We start from the raw sequence: 10189 nt of genomic DNA on the forward strand, positions 1-10189 counted from the left end.
CATGTTACTCAAATCAATACGTCACAGCTTAGATGAATTAATTAATCTATTAGATCAGTTGTCTGATCATGAGTATTCAAAATCTTGCCAGGCTTTAAGCAACGCAACGATTGGTGAACATACAAGACATATTATTGAAATGTTTCAATGTCTTGAAAGCGGATATGATTTAGGTATTTTAAATTATGATAACCGCGAAAGAAATTATCGGATTCAAACCGAGACAAAATTTGCGAAACAACGCATTCTAGATATAAAAACGGGATTGAATAGCGAAAATAAAACCATGTATTTAGAACAATTAATTGATGGACTTTCCATCAGGATCCAAAGTAGTTATTATAGAGAATTATTGTGTAATCTGGAACATTGCATTCATCATCAGGCTTTAATAAAAGTTGCGGTTTTGCAATTTGAGAATATTTCGATCAATGAAAATTTTGGCGTAGCGCGTTCGACCATAGAATATAGAAAACAATGTGTACAGTAAGTTTTATAAACAATAATGGAGTTGTAATTATAACTTCAAATCGCGATGAAAAAGTAATTCGTCCCGGAGCAATTGCACCTGGAAATTATTATCTGAATGGTAAAAATATTATGTTTCCCAAAGATCCAAAAGCGGGAGGAACATGGTTTGCGATCGATGAAAACGGAACTGTTTTAGTACTGCTCAACGGCGGACTTATAAAACATAATCATGAGTTTCTGTATAGAAAAAGCCGCGGATTAATTGCTTTGGATATTATTTCTAATAATTCGCCAAAAGATTTTTGGGAGCAAATTAATTTAGAAGATATCGAACCATTTACGCTGGTTTTGTATCAAAAAAATCAACTATACGAATTGATTTGGGATGGTTTGCAAAAAAGAACAACCCAATTAAATGAAACTCAAAACTACATTTGGTCGTCGGTTACATTATATCCTGCAGAAGTTAGGAAAGAAAGAGCCATTTGGTTTAATGATTTTTTAAAATATAAAAGTGAAATCAGTGCTTCAGACATTTTTGATTTTCATCGTTTTACTAAAAATAATGATTCTGAGAATGGTTTAATTATCAATAGAAAAAATACAATAAAAACGTTGAGTGTTACGCAAGCCATTATTGAACAGAATAAAGGCGTAATGAGATATTATGATTTAGTAAAAGCACAAGATTTTTCAACCTCATTTATAAGTATTTAAAAACAAGTAAACATGAAACTATTTTTTCATAAAATCAGTAATTGGGAATATTGGCCATTTCAGGTTTTATATGTTCCTATTTATTTTCTTTGGGCATATTATGCGATCAGAGCAAGATCAGTTTTCTTTTTTAATGCCTCAAATCCAAAAATTAAAAACGGAGGATTTTTGATGGAAAGTAAAAAACAGATTTATGATTTGCTTCCTAAAAAAAATTATCCAAAAACGATTTTAATTAAAGAAAGTACAGATTTAAAAAAGATAGTAGATTCGATAGTTGAAAACAACATTTATTTTCCATTAATCGCCAAACCTGATATTGGTTTACGTGGCTCTGGCGTAAAAAAAATCAGAACTTTAAATGAGTTAAAAGAATATGCAGAGAAAGCAAATTTCGATTTTTTAATACAGGATTTAATTCCGTTTAAAAATGAAGTTGGTGTTTTTTATGTACGTCATCCACTTCAAAAAGAAGGAAAGATTACGGGAATTGTTTCCAAAGAATTTTTAATTGTCACCGGTGACGGAATTTCAACCATTGAAAGTTTAATTCATAAAACTCCCAGATTTCAATTACAGTTCGAAGTATTGAAAGAAGAATATGGAGATCAATTGCACCGAATTTTACCAAAAGGCGAAATGGTAAATTTAGTTCCGTTTGGGAATCATGCCCGCGGTGCAAAATTTCTGGATGGAAGCGATTTGATCACACCAAAACTTACAGCGATGATCAATGAAATTGCAACTCAAATCCCTGAATTTTACTTCGGACGTTTTGATATTATGTACAATACTGTTGAAGAATTAGAACGCGGGGAAAATTTTCAAATTGTAGAACTTAACGGAGCCGCAAGCGAACCAACCCATATTTATGATCCAAAACATTCTGTTTGGTTTGCCTGGAAAGAACTGGCAAGACATATTACCTATATGTATGAAATTAGTGTTGAAAATCACAAAATGGGAGTTCCGTATTTAGATTATAAAGTTGGAATTCGCGAATATAAATTGCACTTAGTGCAGAATAGTAAGATTGTAAATTTTTAAAAATGAAAGGATTAAAAAATATTGCAATAGGATTCCTGGTGAGTTTCATTGGATCAATTCCGTTGGGATATTTGAATTTGATAGGATTAGAAATATATTCGAAATCAGGACTTCATCCCTTGATTTTCTTTTTATTTGGAGTTGTATTTGTCGAAACATTTGTAATTTATTTTACACTTCTTTTTGCAAAACAACTCATGAAAAATAAAGGAATAATGAAAATTATAGATTTTTTTGCTGTTGTGTTTATGTTTGTTTTAGCCTTTGTTTTTTATTTCAATTTTAAACAGGAAACAAAAGCAAATGGTAATCTAAAAGAATATTTAATGTATTCACCATTTGTAATTGGTGTAGTTTTAAATTGTTTTAATTTTTTACAAGTACCATTTTGGACCAGTTGGAATTTATATTTGCTTAACGGAAAGTTCATTACAATAGAAAGAAAGTTAAAATATTATTATATTGCAGGAACTTTGATAGGTGTTTTTTTAGGAATGTTGAGTTTAATAGTAATTTTGCAGACTGTTTTTCAAAAAACAAATTCATTTTCAAAGTATGTAATGCCTGTATTCATTCCGTTATTTTTTGTTGTTTTAGGAATTGTTCAGGTATTTAAAGTGTATAAAAAATATTTTAAATCATCTGCTTTAGAAATTTAATTCTGAAGTCAAAAACAATTTTCATTTTATGAAAAAGCTGTACTTTCTTCTTCCGTTTGTTTTATTAGGTTGTAAAACAAATCCGTCGATTAGTGAAAAGACTTCAAAAGAAATTTCAAAATCTACTGAAATTGCGTATAAAGTTAACGAGACAGAAGTTTCAGATTTTCTTAAATATCTTTCTTCAGATGAATTAGAAGGTCGTGAAACCGGAACAAAAGGAATAGAGAAAGCTGCGGTTTTTTTAGAAGATTTCTTCAGGAAAAATAATGTAAAACCGTATTTTTCTTCTTATCGTGATACGCTCACAAATTTTAAATCTGCCGCATCTAACATCGTTGGAGTTTTAGAAGGAACTGATCCGGTTCTCAAAAAAGAATTTATAGTTTTAAGCGCACATTATGATCATATTGGATTAGAGAAAAAAAAGCAAGCCGATGTTATTTTTAATGGAGCTAATGACGATGCTTCCGGAGTTACAGCTGTTGCCCAAATGGCGAAATATTTTAGTGAAACAAAATCAAATAAACGAAGTATTCTTTTTGTGTTTTTTGCCGGAGAAGAAAAAGGCTTGTTAGGTTCTAAAAGTTTAGTGCAAAAACTTAAAAAGCAAGATTTTAATTTATACACACAATTAAATATCGAAATGATTGGCGTTCCTATGAAACGTGATTATCTGGCGTATGTTACTGGCTTTGACAAATCGAATATGGCTCAAAAAATCAACGAATATACAGGTAAAAAAACTATTGGCTTTTTGCCAAAAGAAGCCGAATATGAATTATTTTACAGATCCGACAATTATTCTTTTTATGATGTTTTCAAGAAACCATGTCAATCAATAAGTACTTTTGATTTTGAGAATTTTGATTTTTATCACCATGTTTCAGATGAATTCAAAGTAATGGATATTCCGCATATGACATTGTTTATTCAGGAATTTTTGCCAGCTGTAACTAAAATTACAACTTCGCCAACACAAGAAATTAGAATGAATAAATAATCGGTCTTTCTATCTGATTTGCTTATTTTTGCTTTATGAAAAATATTATTGTTACCGGAACCAGTCGAGGAATTGGTTACGAATTAGCATTACAATTTGCTAATGCCGGAAATCAGGTTTTAGCCATTTCCAGAAAAATACCTCAAACGCTTTTAGAACATCAAAATATTACTTGCCTTTCAGTTGATTTGGCAGATGAAACTGCTTTGCTGGAAGTAGATAATTTTTTATCTTCAACCTGGAAAAAAGTTGATGCAGTAGTTCATAATGCCGGAGCTTTGTTATTAAAGCCATTCGCTGAAACCACTCAGGCTGATTTTGAAAGTATTTATAAAGTGAATGTTTTTGCAGTGGCAAACCTTACCAGAATTTGTTTGCCATATCTTCAAAAAGGAAGCCATGTTGTAACCATAAGTTCAATTGGCGGAGTAAGAGGAAGTCTTAAATTTGCCGGATTAGCTGCTTACAGTTCAAGTAAAGGAGCTGTAATTACGCTAAGCGAATTATTAGCAGAAGAATATAAGGAGCAAGGAATTTCATTCAATGTTTTAGCATTAGGATCAGTTCAGACAGAAATGCTGCAAGAAGCTTTCCCCGGTTATCAGGCGCCAATTTCTGCCGAAGGAATGGCAACTTACATTTACGATTTCACTCTTAACGGAAATAAATATTACAATGGGAAAGTTTTAGAAGTTTCTTCTACTAATCCTTAGTTGAAATTCCAATTTTAAAAATTCCAAATTCCAATCTCAATATTAAACTCATAACTCATACTTAATAATTCATAATTATTGTGAACGAAACTCTAGCAAGATATATACCGGAACACGCTGTTAAGCCTGTATTTGATTTGATTGTTAATAATCAGGTTCATCTAAAAATCGTAAATGAGCGTCAAACGCGTCATGGAGATTATAGGAGAGGACCGAGCGGAAAACATGAGATTACGGTAAATTCGAGTTTAAATAAATATCGTTTTTTAATTACGCTTATTCATGAGATTTCTCATTTAGTGGCGTTTGAAAAATTTGGGCGAAATATAAAACCTCACGGAAATGAATGGAAGCATACTTTTCAGCGTATGATGATTCCTTTTATACGTCCGGAGATTTTTCCGGGTGGTTTATTGCCGTTATTAGCGCGACATTTTAAAAATCCATCTGCAAGCAGCGACACAGATACAACTTTGTCTCTTGCATTAAAACAATATGATGCAGGAAATGATAAAAACTACGTTTTTGAAATTCCGTATGGAAGTGTTTTCAGAATTAAAAACGGAAAAATATTCAAGAAATTAGCTGTTCGAACAAAACGTTTTGAATGTATTGAAATCAGCTCCGGTAAAACATATCTTTTTAATCCAAATGCTGAGGTTGAGCTTATAAATTCTAATTAAGTAAAATTAAATTCCAATAAAAAAATTCCAAATTCCAATCATAAAAAGGAAATTCCAATAAAAAAATTCCAAATTCCAACTGCTACAGTATTGGAAGTTGGAATTTTTTTATTGAGTTTTCCAACAGAATTGGAATTTGGAATTTAAATATTTAAACTATCCTTTCAAATAAGCTTCACGTACTTTCTTAAATAGATTTGAAGAATAAACAAACTTAACAATATCTTTATTATCCGTTCTAAAAATTTCTTCTTTAGTTCCTTGCCACGCTTTTAATCCTTTTTTTAAGAAAACAATATTTTCTCCAATTTCCATTACCGAGTTCATATCGTGCGTATTAATAACGGTTGTGATATTATATTCTTCGGTAATTTCTTTAATCAAATTATCAATCAAAGTAGACGTGTTTGGATCTAAACCAGAGTTGGGTTCATCGCAAAATAAATATTTTGGATTGTTTACAATAGCACGTGCAATTGCCACACGCTTTTGCATTCCTCCTGAAATCTCCGAAGGTAATTTTTGATGTGCATCAACTAAGTTTACTCTTTCTAAAACAAAATCAACACGTTCTTTGATTTTGGCTTTGTTATCATTGGTAAACATTTTTAAAGGGAAAGCTACATTTTCTGCAACAGTCATCGAATCAAATAAAGCGCTTCCTTGAAAAACCATTCCAATTTCAGTTCTTAATTCTCTCTTTTCATCTGGATTCAATTCAGAATAAATGCGTCCGTCAAATTCAATAGTCCCTGAATCAGGAGTATGAATTCCTAATAACGTTTTTAATAAAACTGTTTTTCCTGATCCACTTTGCCCAATAATTAAGTTGGTTTTTCCAGATTCAAAAACTGTTGAAACACCTTTTAAAACTTTACTGTCACCAAATGATTTTTCTATGTTTTTTACTTCTATCATTATCCTAATAATAATTGAGTTAATATATAATTAAAAAGAATAATACAAACCGATGTCCATACAAATGAAACTGTACTTGCTTTACCAACTTCAAGTGCGCCACCTTTCATGTAATATCCGTGAAAAGAAGGAATTGTAGCTAATAACATTGCAAATATTAAAGTCTTGATAAAGGCGTAAGTAATATGAAAAGGGATAAATTCCATTTGAGCACCCTGAATAAAATCCTCACTAGTAGAAAATCCACCGTATGCACAAGCAAGCCATCCGCCAAAAACACCTAAAAACATACTAATTCCAATTACAAAAGGATACATTAGTAAAGCTACTATTTTTGGGAATACAAGATAATTTAATGAGTTAACACCCATAACTTCTAAAGCGTCAATTTGCTCAGTAACACGCATTGTTCCAATACTTGAAGTAATGTAAGATCCCATTTTACCTGCCATAATAACAGATATAAAAGTAGGGGCAAACTCCAGAATTACGGATTGACGTGTAGCAAAACCAATTAAATATTTTGGAATTAATGGATTAGTTAAATTCAGAGCAGTTTGAATCGCAACAACTCCTCCAATAAAGAAGGAAATAAAGCAAACGATTCCAAGAGAATCAATAATTAAATCATCGATTTCTTTTAAAATTAAACTTTTCATAACAGGCCATTTGGTCTGTTTATTGAAAATTTCTTTCAGCATTAAAAAATATCTCCCTATTTGGGATAAATAACGAATTAGCATCATAAGTTTTACAAATATTGGCTAAGGTAAAAAGAAGTTACGAGTTTTGGGTTATGAGTTAACGAATTTCGGTTGTTTTCCTAATCAAATTAACTTTTGTTTCATTTTCTGCAAACGGTAATTTCTAATAAATTTAGCTTGTTCCGGAGTAACTAATAAAGGAGTTTTTGCTTTTTTTGCTTTCCAGAACCCTCTGATATAGTCAAAAAATAAAAATGGTTTTTTCTTCATCATCGCCAGTTTTGCAGATGCAATTGCTGTGATTGTAAAACCGTATCCTAACGTATAAAAGGCTTCGCCTTGTTTATAACGTGCTGTTTTGTTGTAGTTTGCGCCAGTTGGTTTAAGGTGTTTTACATGTAAAGATTCGTCGGTAACTATTTTCCAGTTATAATATTTACATAGTAATTCGTCAACAGTGTCCCAACCCATAGAAGGTTTTAAACCCCCAATTTGCTGATAAGTTTCCTTTCGATATGCTTTTAATGCACCGCGAATATGATCTTTATCGGTTAGGTTTTCTAAGATCCAGTCGCCATTTTTTTCTATATAACAAAATCCGCCAACCATTCCAATTTTTGGATCAGATTCAAAATGTTTAATAATAGTTTCGAAATAGTTACTGGGAAAAATTAAATCGCCGTCTATTTTTACGATAATATCATAATCAGAATCCAACGTTTCAAAACCTTTCTGGAAAGCCTGAATTACTTTGCTTCCCGGCATATGAATTGCATCCGAAGTTTTGTTTACTACAGAAATAAATGGATATTTTTTTGCATATCCCAACACAATTTCTTCTGTTTTATCTGTAGAATTGTCATTTACAACAACAACTTTTGCGGGTAAAACAGTTTGAGAAACTAAAGAATCTAAGGTTAAACCAATAAGGTCTTGCTCGTTGTGCGCGGGAATAACGATGTAATATTTCATTTTAAATTCCAATTTTTTAAATTCCAAATTCCAATTCTTAGAATAAATTCCAATTTTCTAAAATTCCAAATTCCAATTTAAAGCTGGTTCAAATTGGAATTTGGAATTTATTCCGATAGCTGTCGGGATTGAAATTTGTTTAAGCTTTTATTTTCTCAGCAACTACAATATAATATCTTGGAGTGAAATATCTTAATAAGGGTCTAAATCCTAGTTTTTTTACCGGATGCGTAAATTTTTGTCTGTCAATAATTTTCCAGCCTGTTTTTTCTAAAAGCCAGTCTAATTGCCAATCTTCAAATTCATGGTAATGTCTGTCCCACATATCTGTTTTAGAACGATATGCCGGAGAAAACCACAAACGTAACGGAATTGAAATTAGTAATTTATCACATTTTACATTTTCCAGAACTGTGTAAGGATTTAGAAGATGTTCGAAAATTTCAAATGCAGTAAAAACGGTATATTCCTGTGTTTGTAACGCAGTTTGATCGTTATCTAAATCTTCACCTTTTGTGTTTTTTACGGTATAACCATTTTCTTCCATTATTTTAGAAAATGGATTTGGAACACCAAAATCAAAAATGGTTTCTGATGTTTTAACGTGTTTTTGTAAAAACTCTAAAGTAAGTTTGAATCTTTTATTCGGAAACGTTTTTTCGTACATAGTCGTTGCGAGGAACGAAACAATCTCTCGTTCTTGATTTATAATTAGGTCGCAAATATACTAAAAAGTCCGCATTTTAAAATACGGACTTTTTTAAGTTTTCAGTCACAGTTTACAGTCACAGTATTCAGTAGCTGAAAACTGTGATTGCGACTGTAAACTTATTAATATCTATATACAAAAGCATTTACGTTCATTCCTGCTCCAACAGAAGCAAAAATTACAACATCGCCTTTGTTGATTTCGTGATTTTCTAATTTTCCCTGAATTAATAAGTCATATAAAGTAGGAACTGTTGCAACGCTTGAGTTTCCTAAATCATGAATACTCATTGGCATAATGTTTTCCGGTGCCGTTCTGTCGTATAATTTGTAGAAACGAGCAACAATCGCTTCGTCCATTTTTTCATTAGCCTGGTGAATCAGAATTTTCTTTACATCATCAATTCCAATTCCGCTTTTATCAAGACAGCTTTTCATTGCGCATGGAACCTGGCTTAATGCAAATTCGTAAATTTTTCGGCCATACATTTTAATATACTTAATATCCGGATCTAAATCTGGATTGTATGATTTTCCGAAGTATAAAAAGTTAGCTTCATCATTTGCATAAGTAGCACTTTCGTAAGATAACAAACCAGTTTCTTCATCATCAGAAGCTTCTAAAATTGAAGCACCTGCACCATCAGAATAAATCATTGAATCACGATCATGATCGTCAACAACTCTTGATAAAGTTTCTGCACCAATTACCAGAACTCTTTTTGCCATTCCGGATTTGATAAACGCATTTGCCTGCAAAACGCCTTCAATCCATCCCGGACATCCAAAAAGAATATCGTAAGCGACACATTTTGGGTTTTTTATATCTAATTTGTTTTTAACACGAGTCGCTAAACTTGGTAAAATATCTGTTTGATGTGTACCCGATTTTACATCGCCAAAATTATGGGCAAAAATAATATAATCTAAAGTTTCACGATCGATTTTAGCATTTTCGATTGCTCTTTCGGCAGCAAAAAAAGCTAAATCAGATGAGGTATGATGATCTTCGGCATAACGGCGATTTTCGATTCCCGTAATACCTTTAAATTTTTTAATTACAACTTCGTTAGGATAAGCAAATGGAGTTCCGTCTTCGTTTAAAAAAACATGATCACCAAAATCTGTATTGCTTACTTCTTTATTTGGAATATAACTTCCTATGCCAATTATTTTTATTTTCATTACTCCTGAATTATCCGGTAAATTTATCGCTAAATTATAAATAAATTTATGATAACTATCATAAAAAATACTATGCATGCATATAATTATGAAATAATAATTATTTATCGGATTTATTGTTTATTTTTTAATGATTTTTGAGTTTAACCGAGATTTCAAACGTTTGAGATTCTTATTGTAGTTAATTTTTTTGTTTCAGGTTTAAGGTTTCAAGTTTTTACGGGAACTTAAAAAGTTAGTTACAGAACCTAAACTTGAAACCTGAAACAAAAATAAACCCGAAAGATTGGACTGCACCCAAAAGTTTAGACGAATTTATAATTAAATTTGATAATAATGAGCTCGATATTGTATCGGGCTCATTCCTTTTAGATTAAGTTTTATTCGATCATTATTATAATAGTCTATA

The 10189-nt window shown here is 31.4% G+C and carries 13 protein-coding genes; 7 read left to right on the plus strand and 6 right to left on the minus strand.

What is annotated here, in order from left to right; all coding sequences use genetic code 11:
* The first annotated feature begins 1 nt into the window (after nucleotide 1).
* From KHA90_RS23395 to KHA90_RS23425, 7 genes are all read left to right on the plus strand, one after another.
* Nucleotides 2-490 carry a DinB family protein gene (locus KHA90_RS23395; RefSeq protein WP_213307583.1) on the plus strand — a complete coding sequence of 163 codons (489 nt, stop codon included), beginning with the start codon at nucleotides 2-4 and terminating at the stop codon, nucleotides 488-490.
* Nucleotides 478-1188 (plus strand): NRDE family protein, encoded by a 711-nt coding sequence (locus tag KHA90_RS23400; RefSeq protein WP_213307591.1) that lies wholly within the window; start codon nucleotides 478-480, stop codon nucleotides 1186-1188. Before KHA90_RS23395 ends, KHA90_RS23400 begins: the two co-directional genes overlap by 13 nt.
* Before the next feature lie 12 nt (nucleotides 1189-1200).
* Nucleotides 1201-2235 (plus strand): ATP-grasp domain-containing protein, encoded by a 1035-nt coding sequence (locus KHA90_RS23405; protein WP_213307593.1) that lies wholly within the window; start codon nucleotides 1201-1203, stop codon nucleotides 2233-2235.
* A gap of 2 nt (nucleotides 2236-2237) precedes the next feature.
* Nucleotides 2238-2894 (plus strand): hypothetical protein, encoded by a 657-nt coding sequence (locus KHA90_RS23410; RefSeq protein ID WP_213307595.1) that lies wholly within the window; start codon nucleotides 2238-2240, stop codon nucleotides 2892-2894.
* Nucleotides 2895-2922: 28 nt separating this feature from the next.
* Nucleotides 2923-3897, plus strand: coding sequence for a M20/M25/M40 family metallo-hydrolase (locus KHA90_RS23415; protein ID WP_213307597.1), 975 nt, complete (start codon nucleotides 2923-2925; stop codon nucleotides 3895-3897).
* A 35-nt stretch (nucleotides 3898-3932) separates the two neighbouring features.
* Nucleotides 3933-4610 (plus strand): SDR family NAD(P)-dependent oxidoreductase, encoded by a 678-nt coding sequence (locus KHA90_RS23420; RefSeq protein WP_213307599.1) that lies wholly within the window; start codon nucleotides 3933-3935, stop codon nucleotides 4608-4610.
* Between the two features lie 80 nt (nucleotides 4611-4690).
* Nucleotides 4691-5293 (plus strand): SprT-like domain-containing protein, encoded by a 603-nt coding sequence (locus KHA90_RS23425; RefSeq protein WP_213307601.1) that lies wholly within the window; start codon nucleotides 4691-4693, stop codon nucleotides 5291-5293.
* Nucleotides 5294-5449: 156 nt separating this feature from the next.
* On the opposite strand, the gene KHA90_RS23430 is transcribed toward KHA90_RS23425, so the two are convergent.
* The 6 genes from KHA90_RS23430 to KHA90_RS25885 form a co-directional block, all read right to left on the minus strand.
* Entirely contained in the window at nucleotides 5450-6211 is a 762-nt protein-coding gene (locus KHA90_RS23430) for an ABC transporter ATP-binding protein (RefSeq protein ID WP_213307609.1), read from the minus strand.
* Nucleotides 6211-6957 (minus strand): MlaE family ABC transporter permease, encoded by a 747-nt coding sequence (locus KHA90_RS23435; RefSeq protein ID WP_213307618.1) that lies wholly within the window; start codon nucleotides 6955-6957, stop codon nucleotides 6211-6213. The genes KHA90_RS23430 and KHA90_RS23435 overlap by 1 nt, the downstream gene beginning before the upstream one ends.
* An 81-nt stretch (nucleotides 6958-7038) precedes the next feature.
* Entirely contained in the window at nucleotides 7039-7887 is an 849-nt protein-coding gene (locus tag KHA90_RS23440; protein ID WP_213307620.1) for a glycosyltransferase, read from the minus strand.
* A 139-nt stretch (nucleotides 7888-8026) separates the two neighbouring features.
* The gene (locus tag KHA90_RS23445; protein ID WP_213307622.1) at nucleotides 8027-8554 is read right to left on the minus strand and encodes a methyltransferase; all 528 of its coding nucleotides are present in this window, start codon (nucleotides 8552-8554) and stop codon (nucleotides 8027-8029) included.
* A 164-nt stretch (nucleotides 8555-8718) separates the two neighbouring features.
* Nucleotides 8719-9780 carry a 3-oxoacyl-ACP synthase III family protein gene (locus KHA90_RS23450; RefSeq protein WP_213307626.1) on the minus strand — a complete coding sequence of 354 codons (1062 nt, stop codon included), beginning with the start codon at nucleotides 9778-9780 and terminating at the stop codon, nucleotides 8719-8721.
* A gap of 321 nt (nucleotides 9781-10101) precedes the next feature.
* Nucleotides 10102-10188, minus strand: a complete 87-nt coding sequence (locus KHA90_RS25885; protein WP_393054197.1) for an IS3 family transposase — start codon at nucleotides 10186-10188, stop codon at nucleotides 10102-10104.
* Between the last annotated feature and the right edge of the window lies 1 nt (nucleotide 10189).

The sequence above is a fragment of the Flavobacterium psychroterrae genome, from assembly GCF_018380615.1.
GTDB lineage: Bacteria > Bacteroidota > Bacteroidia > Flavobacteriales > Flavobacteriaceae > Flavobacterium > Flavobacterium psychroterrae.

Bases quoted from the DNA above. Each gene is read 5' to 3' on its own strand.
- KHA90_RS23395 (WP_213307583.1), top strand. From the start codon at position 2: ATGTTACTCAAATCAATACGTCACAGCTTAGATGAATTAATTAATCTA.
- KHA90_RS23400 (WP_213307591.1), top strand. From the start codon at position 478: ATGTGTACAGTAAGTTTTATAAACAATAATGGAGTTGTAATTATAACT.
- KHA90_RS23405 (WP_213307593.1), top strand. From the start codon at position 1,201: ATGAAACTATTTTTTCATAAAATCAGTAATTGGGAATATTGGCCATTT.
- KHA90_RS23410 (WP_213307595.1), top strand. From the start codon at position 2,238: ATGAAAGGATTAAAAAATATTGCAATAGGATTCCTGGTGAGTTTCATT.
- KHA90_RS23415 (WP_213307597.1), top strand. From the start codon at position 2,923: ATGAAAAAGCTGTACTTTCTTCTTCCGTTTGTTTTATTAGGTTGTAAA.
- KHA90_RS23420 (WP_213307599.1), top strand. From the start codon at position 3,933: ATGAAAAATATTATTGTTACCGGAACCAGTCGAGGAATTGGTTACGAA.
- KHA90_RS23430 (WP_213307609.1), bottom strand. From the start codon at position 6,211: ATGATAGAAGTAAAAAACATAGAAAAATCATTTGGTGACAGTAAAGTT.
- KHA90_RS23435 (WP_213307618.1), bottom strand. From the start codon at position 6,957: ATGATGCTAATTCGTTATTTATCCCAAATAGGGAGATATTTTTTAATG.
- KHA90_RS23440 (WP_213307620.1), bottom strand. From the start codon at position 7,887: ATGAAATATTACATCGTTATTCCCGCGCACAACGAGCAAGACCTTATT.
- KHA90_RS23445 (WP_213307622.1), bottom strand. From the start codon at position 8,554: ATGTACGAAAAAACGTTTCCGAATAAAAGATTCAAACTTACTTTAGAG.
- KHA90_RS23450 (WP_213307626.1), bottom strand. From the start codon at position 9,780: ATGAAAATAAAAATAATTGGCATAGGAAGTTATATTCCAAATAAAGAA.